General features: G+C 68.6%; 10 protein-coding genes. 1 reads left to right on the top strand and 9 read right to left on the bottom strand.

Annotated elements, in window-relative coordinates; genetic code table 11:
* Window positions 1-33: 33 nt before the first annotated feature.
* The 9 genes from I1A62_RS15725 to I1A62_RS15685 form a co-directional block, all read right to left on the bottom strand.
* A complete protein-coding gene (locus I1A62_RS15725) occupies window positions 34-1803 on the bottom strand; it encodes a sulfite reductase subunit alpha (RefSeq protein ID WP_219459095.1) in 1770 nt (589 codons plus the stop codon).
* Window positions 1800-7307, bottom strand: a complete 5508-nt coding sequence (locus I1A62_RS15720; protein WP_219459094.1) for a glutamate synthase-related protein — start codon at window positions 7305-7307, stop codon at window positions 1800-1802. Before I1A62_RS15720 ends, I1A62_RS15725 begins: the two co-directional genes overlap by 4 nt.
* A 411-nt stretch (window positions 7308-7718) precedes the next feature.
* A complete protein-coding gene (locus tag I1A62_RS15715; protein ID WP_219459093.1) occupies window positions 7719-8114 on the bottom strand; it encodes a nitroreductase/quinone reductase family protein in 396 nt (131 codons plus the stop codon).
* Between the two features lie 42 nt (window positions 8115-8156).
* On the bottom strand, window positions 8157-9539 hold the full coding sequence (locus I1A62_RS15710; RefSeq protein ID WP_219459092.1) for a dicarboxylate/amino acid:cation symporter: 1383 nt from the start codon (window positions 9537-9539) through the stop codon (window positions 8157-8159).
* Window positions 9540-9730: 191 nt separating this feature from the next.
* Entirely contained in the window at window positions 9731-10717 is a 987-nt protein-coding gene (locus tag I1A62_RS15705) for an isopenicillin N synthase family oxygenase (RefSeq protein WP_124389763.1), read from the bottom strand.
* A 31-nt stretch (window positions 10718-10748) separates the two neighbouring features.
* The gene (locus I1A62_RS15700) at window positions 10749-11237 is read right to left on the bottom strand and encodes a GNAT family N-acetyltransferase (protein ID WP_219459091.1); all 489 of its coding nucleotides are present in this window, start codon (window positions 11235-11237) and stop codon (window positions 10749-10751) included.
* Window positions 11238-11416: 179 nt separating this feature from the next.
* Window positions 11417-12910 carry an aldehyde dehydrogenase gene (locus I1A62_RS15695; protein ID WP_219459090.1) on the bottom strand — a complete coding sequence of 498 codons (1494 nt, stop codon included), beginning with the start codon at window positions 12908-12910 and terminating at the stop codon, window positions 11417-11419.
* 26 nt (window positions 12911-12936) lie between these two features.
* Window positions 12937-13302, bottom strand: a complete 366-nt coding sequence (locus tag I1A62_RS15690) for a cupin domain-containing protein (protein WP_219459089.1) — start codon at window positions 13300-13302, stop codon at window positions 12937-12939.
* 11 nt (window positions 13303-13313) lie between these two features.
* A complete protein-coding gene (locus I1A62_RS15685) occupies window positions 13314-15431 on the bottom strand; it encodes an FAD-dependent oxidoreductase (RefSeq protein ID WP_219459088.1) in 2118 nt (705 codons plus the stop codon).
* A 209-nt stretch (window positions 15432-15640) separates the two neighbouring features.
* Here I1A62_RS15685 and I1A62_RS15680 point away from each other — a divergent pair, with 209 nt between their 5' ends.
* Entirely contained in the window at window positions 15641-16258 is a 618-nt protein-coding gene (locus I1A62_RS15680; protein WP_257890819.1) for a TetR/AcrR family transcriptional regulator, read from the top strand.
* Window positions 16259-16453 lie beyond the last annotated feature (195 nt).

The raw sequence follows: 16453 nt of genomic DNA, 5'->3' as shown, positions 1-16453 counted from the left end.
GTTCTTGCTCCTCGTGAGTTGCTGCCGACGTGGTCAGTACACGTCGCGCAGGTAGCGCTTTTCCTTCTTGAGCTTGGTCACGTAGTCGGCGGCCTGCTCGGTGGAAAGACTGCCATGGGTGGCGATCACGTCGTGCAGTGCCCGGTCGACGTCCTTCGCCATGCGGGTGGCGTCGCCGCACACGTAGAAGTGGCCGCCGTCCTCGAGCCAGGCGAACAACTCGGCGCCGTTCTCGATCATCCGGTTCTGCACGTAGATCTTCTCCGCCTGGTCGCGGGAGAAGGCGAGGTCGAGGCGGGTGAGCAGACCGCTGTCGCTCATCGCGCCGATCTCCTCCTCGTAGATGTAGTCCGACGCGCGGTGCTGGTCGCCGAAGAACAGCCAGTTGCGTCCCGACGCGCCCCGCGCCTGCCGCTCCTGCAGGAACGCGCGGAACGGCGCGATGCCGGTGCCCGGGCCGACCATGATCATCGGTGCGTCGTCGTCCGCGGGGACCCGGAACGACTTGTTCTTCGACACGAAGATCCCGCCGTTGCCGCCCTCGGCGATCCGATCGGCGAGGAAGGTAGAGCACACGCCGCCGCGGTCGCGTCCGGCCGAGCTGTAGCGGACGCTGGCGACGGTCAGATGCACGCTGCCCGGGTTGGCCAGCGGGCTGGAGGAGATGGAGTACGCCCGGTGCTGCAACGGCTTCAGCAGTCCGACGAACTCGTCCGCCGTCAGCGTCACCGACGGTTCGAGGAGCAGCAGGTCGAGCACGTCCTTGCCCCACAACCACGCGTCGAGGGCTTCCTTGTCGCCGTGCCGCAGCACGTGACTCAGCTCCTCGTCGCCCGCCCGCTTCTCGATCTCGTCGATGAATTCGTGGCTCGGCGTGGAGATCTCGTACCCGTGCAGCAGCAGGTCGCGCAGCGGCCGCTCCTTGCCGGTGACGGCGGCATCCGCCGGGATGCCCAGCCGTGCGACGAGGGCGTCGACGAGGGCGGGATCGTTGATCGGCATCACACCGAGCGCGTCACCGGCCTCGTAGTCGAGACCGCTGTCGGCGAGCGCGAACTCGTAGTGGCGGATCTCCTTCGCGGACTCCTCGCTCGACAGCCGCCGGTTCACGGACAGCGTGGAACCGTAGGGGTTCTTGCGGTTCCACTGCGACCGGGTGCGGGCCGGTTTCGTCACCGGCTCGGCGACGTCGGCGACGGCGGACTCGCCGCGAATGCCCTCGACGGCCGCGAACAGCGGCAGCGTGTCGGCGACCCACGCGGCGGCGGCGTCCTCGTAGTCGACGTCGCAGTCGACCCGCGGCGTCACACGGTGGGCCCCGAGCTGCTCGAGCCTCGTGTCGATCATCTTGCCCGCCTGGCAGTACCCGTCGTACCCGGTATCGCCGAGTGCCAGGACCGCGAAGTCGGTGGTCTCGAGCCTCGGTGCGGTCTCGGCGGCCAGCGCCTGCCAGAACAGTTCGGCGTTGTCGGGCATCTCGCCCTCACCGTAGGTGGAGGTGACGACGAGGACGCGCTGCATCGCGGCGAGTGCGTCCGTGTCGACGTCGTCGAGGGCGCTCACGACCGGCGCGAACCCGTGCGAACGTGCCGCGGCCGCAGCGTCTTCCGCGACACCCTCGGCGTTCCCGGTCTGGCTGCCGTACAGCACGTGCATGGCGGGCAACTGCCCACCGGCAGCCGCGGCGGGCGCGTCGGAGCCGCCGACGATCAGACGCGAGCTCATTCCGGCGAGGAAGCCGGTGAGCCAGACGCGCTGGTCCTCGCTGAACGGGGCGTCCTGGGGGATGTAGGGCAATTTCATGAGGGCACCACGTCTTTCGTGGAGATGTCTCTCGTGGGGATCAGATCGGGGAGGGCGTGCTGCGCGAACAGCTCCTCGAAACCGGGCAGCCGGCCGATCTTGTCGACGTTCTTCGCATCCTGGTGCAGGATCCAGCCGTACGTGCCGGGGGCGTCGATGGACCGGACGTTGCGGCGGCGCAGCGCGTCCTTGTAGTCGGCGAGCCGCTTGGCTGCCACCATCACGGCGAGATCCTCGTCGCTGTAGTCCTTCAACGCTTCCCGTGCGTACCGCTGCAGCCGCTGCATGAGGAAGAAGTCCTCGGTGAGCAGCAGGTTGCGGACGGCCTTGTCGACGGACGGGTCGGACGGATCGGTGACACCGGGCAGCTTGGACAGCGCCATCTCCTGCGCCGCGTTCAGCACGGTGTAGTTGTTCAGCAGTGCGAACATCGCCTCGGTGTCGGCCTCGCCGTAGCCGGGCACGGCGCCGTCCAGCACGGCGTGACCGTCCCGGTAGTCCAGTTTGAACTTGCGCACCTGGTGCCCGACCAGTGCGGCGGCGAGTTCGTCGGCCAGGTCCTTGCGGGGCTTGGCCTTCAGGATCTCGTCGCTGTCCTGGTACTGCAGCAGCGCGCGCGGCATGCCGTACACGAAGTGGTGCTGCTCGGTCTCCCAGTTCTCCAGCAGCCACGCCGCCTTGGCGGAGCCGGTGGCCTCGAGGTGCCACCCGAGCAGCACGTGCACGGCCTGACGGTGCAGCGCGGCGTGCTCGTCGTCGCCGGTGATCGACCCGAGCAGGATCGAGTCGGCGCTGGCCTTGCCGGGCAGCTTGTTCTCGGGGTCGTACTGGTAGACGAAGCCACCGCTCATACCGTTGCCGACGCCCTTGCCGAAGCCACCGAGGTTGAGGACGGCGCCGTTGGTCATGTACTCGCAGGCGAAATCGCCGACACCCTCGACGACCGCGGTGGCACCCGAATTGCGCACGGCGAAGCGGTCACCCGCCTGACCCTCGACGAACGTGCGGCCACCGGTGGCGCCGAACAGCGCGAAGTTGCCGATCAGCACGTTGCCGCCGTGGCGGTCCGAACCGCCACCGGGGGAGCGCACGACGATGCTGCCGCCGTTCGCGCCCTTGCCGACGCCGTCGTTGGCGGTGCCGGTGTGGACCAGCGCCATGCCGTCGTTGCAGAACGCGCCGTACGACAGGCCCGCGGACCCGGACGTCGCGATCCGGACGCTGCCGTCGCGCAGGTAGCCGCGGCCGCGCTCGTCGCGGAGCACGGCCGACAGCGAGATGTCGGTGAGCTCGTGATTGAGCATCCGCTCGATGTCGACTGCCAGCTGGGCGCCGACGCTCTTGTTGCGGTTGCTCAGGTGCACGCCGTCGCCGAGTTCGACCGTGGCCTCGCCCTGCTCGATCAGCGCGGCACGCAGCTGCACGAGCCAGCCGTCGTCGAGCGTGTAGTCCTTCTCCAGGTACACCGGGTCGCCGATGGTGACCTCGTCGACCACGGCGAGCATCGCGCGCAGGTCGAGCTGGCCGACGCTGGACGGGTGGTCGAGGAGCTGCAGCAGATCCGAGCGTCCCCGGGCCTCGCGCAGCGAGGACATGCCCAGCTCGGCCAGCACCTCACGGGTCTCGTGCGCGATGTTGAGCAGGTACTGCGCCATCGCGCGCGGGTCACCGTCGAACAGCTCGGGGTTGGTGGTCAGGCCGGCGGGGCACTTGACGTTGCAGTTCTTGGCCATGACGCACTTGAGCATCATCAGGGCGGTGGTGCCGAACTCGAAGCTGTCCGCGCCGAGCAGCGCCGACTTCACGACGTCGCTCGCCGTCTGGTGCGCGCCGGAACAGCGGAGCAGCACCTTCTGCCGCAAACCGTTGGCGCACAACGCCTGATGGACCTCGGCGACGCCGATCTCCGCCGAACGTCCGGCGTACTTGAGGCTCGTCACCGCGGCGGCACCGGTGCCGCCGGTGTTGCCGGCCACGTTGATGACGTCGGCGCCGGCCTTCGCGACACCCACCGCGATGGTGCCGATGCCCTCCGAGGACACGAGCTTCACGATGACGCGGACCCGCGCCGCCTTGCAGTCGTGGATCAGCTGCGCGAGGTCCTCGATGGAGTACGTGTCGTGATGCGGTGGGGGAGAAACGAGTTCGACGCCGGGAGTGCCGCCGCGGGCGGCCGCGATCTCGACGGTCACCTTCGGTGCAGGCAGCTGTCCGCCCTCGCCGGGCTTGGCGCCCTGCGCGATCTTGATCTCGAGTTCCTCGAGCATCGGGTCGGCGAGGTAGCCGGCCCACACACCGAAGCGGCCCGACGCGAACTGCTTGATCCGGGAACCGCGGATGGTGCCGTAGCGGGAGATGTGCTCGCCGCCCTCACCGCTGTTCGACATGCCGCCGACCATGTTGGTGCCGTGCGCGACGGCCTCGTGCGCGTTGGAGTTCAACGCGCCGTGGCTCATGGCGCCGGACGTGAGGAACGGGGTGATCTCGCTGGCCTTCTGCACCCCGTCGATCGGCAGGCTCGCCGGAGCGGTGCGCAGCAGCGACAGGCACCGCAGCGCCTCACCGGACGTGCGCACCACGAGGGTGTCGCCGTCGACGCGGTGTTCGCGGAGGTCGTCGCCGAACCGCATCACCAACGACTCGCCGAGCGCCGCGAGCACGGTGGCCTCGCCCGCGTGGGGGCCGGTGAGCCGGAGCCGGAATCCGTCGTCGCCGACGGCCTCGGAGGCGAGTCCGCGCACCGCGAAGCTGTTGTTGCCCTTGCGGGAGAAGCGGCCCATCTGCTTGCGGAACTCGGCCGCCGTGGTGAGGAACGTGACGTCGGCGGGCAGATCCAGGACGTCGCGCAGCGCTGCGGGACGACGCGTCCGCTCGTCGGCCATCGTCCGCGCGAACGCGCGGTAGCCGGGGGTGATCTCGAAGCGGTCGATCGCCTCGTGCGTCAGCTTCTGGAAACCGGCGTTGCGGTAGGCGTCGTCGTCGAGACCGAACGCATCCTCGAGCCGGTTCAGCGGCAGCAGTCGCAGCGACTCCGTGTGGTCCTGCGTGCCCGCCGTGTCGAACGCGATGGGTTCCTCGGTGAGGTCGACGAAACCGCGCACGGCCGCCGTGCCGTACGAGTGGCCCGCGCCCTCCGCGCGCTCCTTGAACAGGCCGAGCAGCGGGACGTCCTTCTCCCCGGTCACGGTCAGCGCGCGCTGATGCCAGTCCGCGACGGCCTGCGCGATGACGGCGAACCCGACACCGCCGACCGGCGTCTTCACGTTCGCGAAGTAGCGGCGCAGGACCCGGTCGTCCGTGTCGAGGTAGTTCGGTTCGAAGAACTCGCCGCCGATGTAGCTCTCGGCGGTGCACAGGCCGACCCGGCCCATCGTCTTCATCAGCGACTTCTCGGCGGCCTTCGCGAACCGCTTGAACGCCTGGTCGGCGTCGTCGGCGAACTTCTCCTCGGCGCGCAGACGGACGGCGAGGGGGTAGATCGCGGCCGCGCCGAAACCGAGGGCGGCGGCGACGTGGTGCGAGGACGAGATCTGACCGCTCTCGGCGACGACGGACACCCGCAGGCGCAGGCCCTCCTCGATCAGCCGCTGGTTGACCGCGGAGATCGCCACGATCATCGGCAGCGCCGCACGGTCGGTGGCCACGTGACGGTCGGTGAGGATCGCGATGCCACCCTGCTCGCGGGCAAACGCCTCCACCTCGTCGCAGAGCCCGTCGACCGCGGCCTCGAGCGCCGCCGCGTTGGCGGCCTGGTCGCCGTGCACCGGGGTGTACAGCATCGGGAACCGCTGCACCGGAGTCTCGTTCTGCTTGCGGATCCGCAGCATGTCCATGTGGGTGAGGATCGGCGACGGCACCACGATCTGCGGCGCCGACTGCGCGCCGCTGTTCGGCTTGGCGCCCAGCGCGACGCGCAGCGTCATGCCGTCGGCCTCACGGATGCTGTCCAGCGACGGGTTGGTCACCTGCGCGAAACGCTGCGAGAAGTACTTGGCGACACCACCCTCCTGATCGGAGAGCGCGTTGATGGCGTTGCCGTAGCCCATCGCGGAGATCTTCTCCTGACCCGACGCGAGCATCGGGTCCATCATGAACTTGAAGCTTTCCTGGTTGTGCGAGTACGCGACGTAGCGCTGGGTGCGCTCGAGGTCGCCGTTGTAGCGCAACGGACCCGGCTCGGCCTCGACCTCGGGCAGCGCCTCGATGGTCCGGCGGGCCTCCGCGACGAGCGTCGGGTAGTCGCCTCGGGCGGCGAGCAGTTCGAGCGCCTCGTCGGTGGAGTACGAGCGGCCCACGCGGTGGTCGAAGTACAGCATCCCGCCGGCCTCGATGCGTCCGCGGTGCAGCACGGTGGCGGGGTCGACGTCGATCTGCCCGGCCTCCGACGTGACGCACAGGTACTCGTCCGTCTCCACCGAACGCAGCGGACGCAGTCCGAGCCGGTCGAGCCGGGCGCCGACGACGGTGCCGTCGCCGAAGATCAGCGCGGCCGGACCGTCGTTCTTCTCCTCGTACAGCGAGAAGTACTCGAGCATCGCCCGCACCTCGGGTGACAGCGTGGAATCGTTCTCCCACGCCGGCGGCATCATCGACACGACCGCGGTCACCAGGTCGAGACCGTCCTCCACGACGCGGCTCTGCAGCGTCTGGTCGAGGCGACAGCTGTCGGACTGACCGTGCGGACGGACGATCTCCCGGTTGCGGGCACGGGCCAGGGCCGTCTCGGAGAGGCGGTTCTTCTTGTCGGTGTTGAGCTCACCGTTGTGCGCCATCAGACGGAACGGCTGCGCCATCGTCGGATGCGGGTCGGTGTTGGTGGAGAACCGGGTGTGGAAGTACAGGGTGTGGATGGCGTGCGCCGGGTCGACGAGGTCCTGGAAGTAAGGCATCACCTCGTTCGAGTTGAGGCGGCCCTTGAGCACCTGCGTGCGCGCGCTGAGCGACAGCGGGTACAGCCCGGCCAGATCCGGCCGGGTGTACGCGACGGCCTCGATCGCGAGGAGTGCGTCGTGGATGCGGCGGTCGAACTTTGCCTCGTCGGCGCACGCGTCGGGCGCCGTGAACACCCACTGCCGGATCGGCAGTTGGTGCCGGATCGCGGCGGGCCGGAGCACGGTGGCGTCGACGGGCACGTCCCGCTCGAGCAGCACCCGGAACCCCTGCGCCGCGAGAGCCCGCTCGATCACGGCCTCCGCGTCGCCGTGAAACGCGACGTCGGTGGGGAGGAAGAAGTTGCCGACCCCGAAGCGGCCCGCCTCGAGCTCGCCGTCACCGGTCAGGGCGCGGAAGAACGGCACCGACAGGTCGACGCACACGCCGGCACCGTCGCCGACACCCTCGGCGGACATGCCTCCGCGGTGAGGAACGGCACACAGGGCCTCGTGGCCGCGGAGGAGGACGTCATGGGTCTGAATGCCGTCCTTGCGGGTAATGAAGCCCACGCCGCAGCTGCTCTTGTCGAGCGTCCTGTCGTACAGGCCGGACTCGGTGGCACTCGTGTTCAACCGACTGTCTCCTCGCGATACTCGCCGAATGGGGGTCCGTGCTGGACGCACGGGTGGCGTCGGCGAGAGGATCACGGCAGAGAACCGGCCCCGTACCGATGCGCCGGTGAGGCAGACGTCGTTGTCTGAAATGCGGACTTTGGCTTGTCCACGCGAAACCGCAGATTAGCGGAGGCTAAGTCCGATCTGCAAGCTGCTCGATTCGAGCGCGACGAGCGGTAGCAAATCCGCGCCCGGCGTGAAGGCCGAACGCGGAGTTGCGAACATCACACCTGGCCAGGCCGTAAAACGTGCATACCCGAACGGCCGTTCGGACTGACTGGTCCGTAGATGCGCAGCGATTGGTTGGATGCGGACGCTATTGCGTCCGCGGATGGCAATTCGGTGGGCGTCTGTGGGGGTCTCAGCCACTCAGTCGGTGAGATCGATCCGGACCGTCAGGAGGTCGGTGCCGACCGCGCGGACGGCGGTGCTGTTCATCCGGGGCAGCTGCGACAGCCGGGCGCGGGTGTCGTCGTCGGGCAGCAGTGTCGCCGTGCCGGTGTGCCACCGGCCGTGGAGCCGCAGGCGAACGGCGTTGTTCGCACGGATGTTGCGGATGTAGTTCGACTTCTCCCCGAACTCGGACACCAGCCAGAACTCGGTGCCTGTGCGCCGGCCGCCGATGGGCGTGACGCGGGGCTGCCCGCTCACCCGGCCGGTGGTCTCGAGGAGCGTCTGGCCCGACAGTCGCGCGGTGAGCGGATTGGCGACGTGCCGCTGGAATTGCATGACGATCCGTCGTTTGATCGTGCTGAGGTCGGCCATGACGAGAGCCTCCCACGGGGGAAGGCTCTCGTCGAGGGTTCGCTACGCCGCGGCGACCGTGTCGTCGTCCTGGAACGGGTCGCCGGTGCGCTCGGCGTTGTAGCGGGCTTCGTCGAGGATGCCCTCCCGCTTGGCGACGATGGTGGGGACGAGCGCCTGACCGGTGACGTTCACCGCGGTGCGGCCCATGTCGACGATCGGCTCGACCGCGAGCAGCAGGCCGACACCGGCGAGGGGAAGCCCCAGCGTCGACAGCGTGAGCGTCAGCATGACCGTGGCTCCGGTGGTGCCCGCGGTGGCCGCGGAACCGATGACCGACACGACGATGATCAGCAGGTAGTCGGTGAACGACAAAGGCACACCGTAGAACTCGGCGACGAAGATCGCTGCGATCGCCGGGTAGATCGCGGCGCACCCGTCCATCTTGGTGGTCGATCCGAGCGGCACGGCGAACGACGCGTACTCGCGGGGGACACCGAGGTTGCGTTCGGTGACCCGCTCGGTGAGGGGCAGGGTGCCGATCGACGACCGCGACACGAACCCGAGTTGTGTTGCGGGCCACACGCCGGAGTAGAAGGCGCGCACCGACAGTCCGTGCGCGCGGATCAGGACGGGGTAGACGGCGAAGAACACGATCGCCAGCCCGACGTACACGGCGGCGGTGAACCAGCCGAGGGATCCGATGGCGTCCCAGCCGTACGTGGCGACGGCGTTCGCGATCAGTGCCGCGGTCCCGATCGGTGCGAGACGGATGATCCACCACAGCACCTTCTGCACGATGGCGAGGAGCGATGCGTTGAACTGCAGGAACGGTTCGGCTTTCGCTCCGACCTTCAGGGCGGCGATGCCGATCGCGGCCGCGACGACGAGCAGTTGCAGCACGTTGAAGCTCAGCGACGTGCTGGCCGCGCCCTCGGTGACGGTGGTCTTCGCGTTCAGTCCGAGGAAGTTGCTGGGGACCAGTCCGGTGACGAACGCCCACCACGAACCGGTGGTGCCGGGCGCCTTTTCGGTGGCGGCGCTGACGCCGGTGCGGGCTCCGGGCTGGGTGATCGACCCGACGACGATCCCGATGATCACGGCGATGAACGCGGTGATCGCGAACCACAACAGCGTCTGCACGGCCAGGCGGGCGGCGTTGGCCACCTCACGCAGGTTGGCGATCGAGCTGACGATGGCGGTGAACACCAGCGGGATCACCGCGACGGTAAGCAGTTTCACATAACTGGAACCGATGGTGTGGACGGTTCCGACGAGCCAGTTCTCGTTGCCGTCGGCGGCGACGGGCATGGCGCGGGCGACGAGTCCGAGGACGACGCCGACGACGAGTCCGGTGACGATCTGGGGGCCGAACGATGTGGCCCACTGGGGGAGTCGGCGCCGAGAGGTGGTCTCGGCGCGCGTGGACAGCGCGGGGCTGGGCATGGGTGTGCCTTTCGCATGGGGCCGTGAGACTGCGCCCGGTGGGGCGGGTACGGCGAGAGAGAGTCCTGAGTGATGCGGTGCGTCAGCGCGAGCGCGGACAGATGGCACTCGCCTGCAGGCGGAGGTCGACGTAACGCCGAGAGGTCAGGAGCAACACTGCGGGAACATTACTCCCGGTGGTGGCGGGAGTTTTACCCCGGTTCCGCCTCGTCCGGATACCAGCGTGCGTAGACGTCGGGGTGGGCGCGGGTGCGGCTCTTCCACGCGTTCTCGCCGTACGTGTTGTAGAGCGGGTTCGACGGGTCCATCTCGATTCCGCGGGCTCGTGCGGCGAGATGTGGTGGCAGGGTGATCACCGGGACCGTGGCGTCGAGAGCGGGATTGAGGAAGTACGGGACCGACAGCCGCTCGGGCGCACCGGCGGGCGTGAGCACCCGATGCCGGGTGGCCCGGAGGTAGCCACCGGTCGCGACCTCGAGCAGTTCGCCGATGTTCACGACGAACGAACCCGCCCGCGCGGGCGCGTCGATCCAGTCGCCGTCCTCGGTCTCCACCTGCAGTCCCGATGACCCCGGTTCGAGGAGCAGCATGGTGAGCACACCCGAGTCCTTGTGGGCGCCCACCCCCTGCTCGCCGGTGTGGTCCGCGCTCGGCCGCGCCGGGTAGCGGACCACCTTGATCAGGGTGGCGGGGGCGTGCGCGAACGCGTCGTCGAAGATCGCGGGATCGGCGTCGAGCGACGCGGCCCAGTGCCGCAGCAGTCGCATGCCGACGTCGGCGAGCGCGGCGTCCAGCGCCTCGATCGTCTTCTCCAGGTCGGGTAGGTCGCCGGGCCACTGATTGGGCCCCTGCAGGCGCAGGTAGTCGGCGGCGCCGGGGATCGGCGGGCGTTCGGGTCCGATGTCGATCTGTTCGCGCCAGTCGGTCTCGCCGTTGGTCAGCTCACCGCCCACGCGGTTGTAGCCGCGGAAGTGCGGGCTGTTCAGCATCGCGACGGACTGTTTGGAGTCCTCGGGCAGTGCGAAGAACTCCCGTGCGACCGTGAACACGCGGTCGAGCAACTCGCGGTCCACGCCGTGCCCGTCGAGATAGAAGAAACCCACGTGATGGGTGATTTCCCGCAACCGTTCCCGCCCGGCCGGTGTGTCCAGTTCGGCGAGATCGACGATGGGGAGCATCCCTCCACGGTATCCCCGGGGCGCTGCGGTGTCAGGTGTCGCGGCGGCGCTCGAGCAGGACGCTGTCGTGCCAGGTGCCGTCGATCTGCGCGAGTCGCTCCCGCACCCCGACCGTCCGGTAGCCGACCGCGTGGTGCAGGGCGATGGATCCGGTGTTGACCGCCAGCACCGAGGCCTGCAGCGTCCACAGTCCCGCGAAGTCGGCCTCGTCGATGAGCCGCCGCATCAGTGCGGTTCCGACGCCACCGCCACGGAATTCGCTGGCGGTGTACACGGAATTCTCGGCGACCCCGCGGAAGCACCGCCGCGAGGAGATGGGGGAGAGGGCGGCCCACCCGGCCACCGTCCCCGACACCTCGGCCACCCACCGGTGCCCGTCGAGCCAGCGTGTATCCAGCTCCGACCTGGTCGGGGTCGCCGTCTCGAACGTGGCCCGTCGCGTCGCGATCCCCTCGGAGTAGATCCGGAGCACCGCCTCCCAGTCGGTGGCGTCGAGCCGGCGTACCGTGATCGCCTCCATCGTGGAGGTGTTGCCGTGAAGTGCTGTGGCACAACGCAATCGCGGATCTGGTTCCGAAGGGACGCGGGCGAACATGGCGCCAGCTTAGCGGCTCGACCGGCGCGTGTGGGGTGCCACGTTTCGGGGCGAATGTACCTCCGGGCGCCCCGGGTGCGCCGAAAGGTACATTCGCCCGGTTGTCACCGCAGCCGGATCCACGTCGTCTTCAGCCCGGTGTACTTGTCCATCGCGTGCAGGGACAGGTCGCGCCCGAACCCGGACTGTTTGAACCCGCCGAACGGGGTCTGCGCGCTGATGGCGTCGACGGTGTTGACCGAGACGGTCCCCGCCCGCAGCGCGGAGGAGACGCGGTGGGCCCGGTTCAGGTTCTCCGTCCACACCGACGCCGCCAGCCCGTAGATGCTGTCGTTGGCCATCCGGACGGCGTCGGACTCGTCGGTGAACGTCTGGACGGTGAGGACGGGTCCGAACACCTCCTGGGTCACCACCTCGGCGGCCTCGGCGACGTCGCCGAGGATCGTCGGTTCGAGGAAGCATCCCCGGCCGTCGACGGTGGTCCGGTTGCCGCCGAGCAACACCCGGCTGTCGGGGCGGGCGCGTTCGATGAAACCGGCGACCGTCCGGGTGTGCTGCTCGTCGACGATCGCGCCCAGCGTGGACCCGGGGTCGAGCGGGTTGCCCGGCCGGATCGACGACGCCCGGCGGACGAGGGCGTCGGTGACCTGCTCGGCGACCGACTCCTGCACCAGCAACCGGGAGTTGGCGGAGCACACCGCCCCCTGGTTGTAGAAGGCGCCGAACACGGCCTTCTCCACGGCCTCGTCGAAATCGGCGTCGGCGAACACGAGATTCGGGCTCTTGCCGCCGCATTCGAGCCAGACCTGCTTCAGATTCGAGTCCGCCGCGTACCGGAGGAACCTCTTCCCGGTCTCGGTGGAGCCGGTGAAGGCGACGACGTCGACGTCGGGATGCAGGCCCAGCGAGGCGCCGGCGGCGGCGCCGAGACCGGGAAGAACGCCCAGGACGCCGTCCGGCAGGCCCGCCTCGGCCGCGAGTTCGGCCAGGCGCAGCACCGACAGCGGCGCCTGCTCGGCGGGTTTGACGATGACGCTGTTACCGGCGGCGAGGGCGGGCGCCAGCTTCCACACCGCCAGATCGAGCGGAAAGTTCCACGGCACCACGGCGGCGACGACACCGAGCGGTTCGCGGGAGACGAGCGCGAGACTTTCCGGATCGGTGGGCGCGATCTCCCCGCCGATCTTGTCGAGAGCCTCGGCGTAGAACGTGAAAAGTGCGGCGGCCGAGGGGACGTCGACGGTCAGCGCCTCCACCACGAGCTTGCCCATGTCGAGGGAGTCGAGCAGGGCGAGCTCGTGGCGGTGCTCGAGGATCAGCTCGGCGAGCCGGAGCAGGACCCGTTTGCGGTGCGACGCCGGGCTGCGCGACCAGATGCCCGAGTCGAACGCCTCCCGCGCGGACCGGACCGCCGCATCCACGTCGGGGGCGTCCGCGGCGGACACCCGGGCGAGTAGTTCGCCGGTCGCCGGATTGATCGAATCGAAGGTTTCGTCCGATTTCGCGGGACGGAACGCGCCGTCGACGAACAGTTCGCGGCGCGGTGTGATCGTCGCGGCGAGCGCCGTCCAGTCGTCGAGTGTGGTCGGATCGGTCATCGTCATCCTCGTGCTCGAAAGTGTTGTCAGGGAACGTAGATCGCGAACTGCTTGAGCAGGGGTTCGTCGACGCGGTACTCCCCGCGCCACCCTCTGGCCAGGGTGAACGCGTCGCCGGGGCCGAAGGTGTGGGCGACGCCGTCGTCCGCCGTCAACGTCACGGAACCCTTCAGGACCCGGGTGTATTCGTCGCCTGGATAGGACTCGATGAACTCGCGGTAGGGCTCGGCGCGCCACGAGCCGACGGTGAACTTCTCGTCGCCGCTGCTCAGGTGAACCATTTCGTGTTCCTGCGGATCGCCCGCCCGGAGCGTGTCCGCGGTGACGTAGGCGCTGGGGGTCATCGCCGCGATGTTCTCGGCGTCGGTGGGGATCGGGTGTACTGCGGTCATGGCGGTGTTCCTCAATTCTGTGCGGTGGCGAACGGGGGGATCGTCAGTGTGCTGACGGGTTCGATCGACAGGCCGGTGACTTCCCGGCGGAAGGCGACCGGGCCCGGCGCGGGCGGTTCGTCGAGTTCCTCGGCGTACCGGTGCCCGGACCAGACGGCCGCTGCGATGGTGGACGGCGCCCAGGCGTCGCCGATGCCGCGGACGCTGCGCAGGTCGGCGGCGGCCCACTCGGATTCGCGCGACTGCAGGTCGTGGAACAGTCCGTCGTGCGGAAGCCGGGCGGTGACGAGGACGACGCCGTCCGCGTCGACGAACTGTTCGTCGCCGGTGAACGCGCACACCGTGCGGACACCTTCGGGGGTGATCGCGGTGACGGCGCGGTTCACCTGAACGTGAACCCCGGCCTTGATGATTCGCTTGCGGATCCGGAGCACTTCCATGGTGTTCGTCGTCCACTGCGACACGTGCGCGGCCGGCGTGATCAGGGTGACGTCGAATCCCTCCTTCGCCAGGAGTTCGGCGACGACCGCCCCGAGGTAGTAGTGGTCGTCGTCGAAGAGCGCGACTTTGTTGCCCGCGGGTCGAAGCCCGGCCAAGACGTCGTCCGGTGTGAGGACGTCGGCGTGGTCGTCGACGGGAACGGGGTGGGTGTGCCACCGGCCGACGCCGTCGCGGCGCCAACTCGAACCGGTCGCGACGACAACGTGGTGAAAGTCGTTGTCGATGACGTCGTCGGCGGTCATCTCGCTCTCCATGAACACGTCGACGTTGGACAGCTTGCGGAGTTGCTGCTGCCGGTAGTCCACCACCCGGATCCAGGCGGACAGCCCGGGCAGCTTCGACTCGCGGGTCACCCGGCCGCCGAGTTGCCGGCTTGCCTCGGCGAGGCTCACGGTGTAGCCGCGTTGCCCGAGGGCGCGCGCGGCCTCGAGTCCGGCGGGACCCGCACCGACCACGAGCACGTTCGACTCGCTCGACCGGACCTTGATCCGTTCCGGGTGCCACCCGCGACGGAACTCCTCGCCCATCGTCGGGTTCTGGGTGCAGCGGATCGGGGACATCGTGAAGTCACCGGACACGCAGATGTTGCAGCCGATGCACTCGCGGATGTCCTCGAGGTTCCCCTCCTCGATCTTGCGGGGGAGGTACGGGTCGGCGATCGACGGGCGGGCCGCCCCGATGAAGTCGAGGATGCCGCTCTTGACCTGGTGCAGCATCGTGTCGGGCGAGGTGAAACGGCCGACACCGACGACGGGTTTGGTGGTGAGCTGCTTCAGCCCCCGGACGTACGGTTCCTGCTCCGCCTCCGGCCCGAACCGTGAGGTGACGGAGTCGTCCTCCCAGCTGCCGAGCACGAAGTCCCACAGGTCCGGGGTCTCGCCGAGCAGGCCGATCACGTCCTCGATCTCGCTGCGGGTGATGCCCTCGTCACCGAGGAGTTCGTCGACGGAGATGCGGCACGCGACCGCAGCCTTGCCGTCGGCGACCTCGCGGGAATCCTCGAGGATCTCGCGGAGCAGGCGAACGCGGTTGGTCAGGCTTCCGCCGTACTCGTCCGTCCGGTTGTTGTAGCGGCGGGACAGGAAGTGGTGCAGGCCGCCGATCGCGTGCCCGGCGTACACGTAGACGATGTCGTATTCGGCCTTCAACGACCGGCGCACCGCCTCCTTGTGCCAGTGCCGCAGGTCGGCGATGTCCGCTTTGGTCATCGCCCTGGCCTGGACGGGGTCGTAGTTCCAGGAGACGACGGGCAGATTCTGCGGGCCGAGCGGGGTTTCGCGGCTGATCAGGTTGGGGCTGTTCAGGCCGTTGTGGGCGAGTTCGATGCCGGCGAGTGAGCCGCCTTCGTGGATCTTCTCGGAGATCCTGGTGAGGGCGGGCAGGTCCTGATCGTCCCAGAGGCGCAGTTCGATGAACGGGCCGATGTCCGAGGTGGGGTGGATCTCGACCTGCTCGGTGCAGACCACCGCCCAGCCGCCCTCGGCCTTGACTCGCCGCATGTAGGCCTCGCCGGAGGGGTCGCGGTAGCCCATGCCGTTGCAGTGGGGGACCTGGAAGAACCGGTTGCGGGCGGTGACCGGTCCGATCTTGACCGGTTCGAACAGGATGTCGTATCGCGGATCACGCACGGTGGGTTCCTGACTGGAGACGGAGAGTGGGCTCGCTGTGGTGGCCTGCGCGCTCGGCTGGCCTGCCGTTCCACTGTCGCCGAGACGGCGATTATTTGCGATCTGTCTCAAATAATTGCCGATGGGGTTGTGAAAGTCCAGGCTCGGTTGGAGAAATACCGCCCTGATCGCGACTTGTTTATTGATGAAGTTCATCAATAATGGTGGTCATGGCACGTCCGAAGAGGCAGGGAGTCCGGCGCAGTGAGATGGTCTCGGCGGCCACCACCGCGATCACCAAGCGGGGCATGACCGGGCTGCGCATCAAGGACGTCGCGGAGGAGGCGGGCTTGTCGGCGGGGCTGGTCAGCTACTACTACCCGTCGCTCGAGGATCTTCTCGTCGAGGTGCACGAGCACGCGGTCGACCGGTTCTACCGGCGCAGGCACGACGCGGTGCAGGATCTCGCCGATCCGGTCGAGCGGCTGCGCACCACGGTGCGGCTGGGCATCCCCGATGCCGCCGACGATCCGCTGTGCACGGTCCTCTACGAACTGCATCTCCACGCGAGCCGCAACGCGACGCACTCCGCACTGCTGTCGACGCTGTTCGACCTGGAGGTGTCGCTGTACAGCACGGTGCTCGAGATCGGCCGGTCCCAGGGCGTGTTCACGCCGTCGATGCCCATCGAGGAGATCGCCCGCACCGCGGTGAGCCTCGAGGACGCCTACGGCCTGCACATCATCGCGCGGAACCGGCGCATCGAGCCGTGGACCGCGCGGAACAGCGTCCTTCGCTACCTCGACACCGTGCTGTCGTGTTCCATCGCCGAGTTCGCCGCGGACTAGTCGCAGGGATTCACCGGAGTCTTGGCATCTGCAGAACTGATGCACTACCCCGGATATTTGTGCTGTACAGATTTGCCGGGTGCGGACGAGAGTAGTGACCGGCATCACTGCACCGTTGCCGCCGAAGACCGACACCGTTCCGGCCGAAACACGGTAACGCGCAAGCGCATTCCTATCGACTCCAGCAACGAGGTA

This window comes from Rhodococcus sp. USK10 (genome assembly GCF_019378875.1).
GTDB classification, from domain to species: domain Bacteria; phylum Actinomycetota; class Actinomycetes; order Mycobacteriales; family Mycobacteriaceae; genus Rhodococcus_F; species Rhodococcus_F pseudokoreensis.
This window is presented reverse-complemented; position numbering and strand designations above follow the sequence as displayed.

Bases quoted from the DNA above. Each gene is read 5' to 3' on its own strand.
- I1A62_RS15725 (WP_219459095.1), bottom strand. From the start codon at position 1,803: ATGAAATTGCCCTACATCCCCCAGGACGCCCCGTTCAGCGAGGACCAG.
- I1A62_RS15715 (WP_219459093.1), bottom strand. From the start codon at position 8,114: ATGGCCGACCTCAGCACGATCAAACGACGGATCGTCATGCAATTCCAG.
- I1A62_RS15710 (WP_219459092.1), bottom strand. From the start codon at position 9,539: ATGCCCAGCCCCGCGCTGTCCACGCGCGCCGAGACCACCTCTCGGCGC.
- I1A62_RS15705 (WP_124389763.1), bottom strand. From the start codon at position 10,717: ATGCTCCCCATCGTCGATCTCGCCGAACTGGACACACCGGCCGGGCGG.
- I1A62_RS15700 (WP_219459091.1), bottom strand. From the start codon at position 11,237: ATGGAGGCGATCACGGTACGCCGGCTCGACGCCACCGACTGGGAGGCG.
- I1A62_RS15695 (WP_219459090.1), bottom strand. From the start codon at position 12,910: ATGACCGATCCGACCACACTCGACGACTGGACGGCGCTCGCCGCGACG.
- I1A62_RS15690 (WP_219459089.1), bottom strand. From the start codon at position 13,302: ATGACCGCAGTACACCCGATCCCCACCGACGCCGAGAACATCGCGGCG.
- I1A62_RS15680 (WP_257890819.1), top strand. From the start codon at position 15,641: ATGGCACGTCCGAAGAGGCAGGGAGTCCGGCGCAGTGAGATGGTCTCG.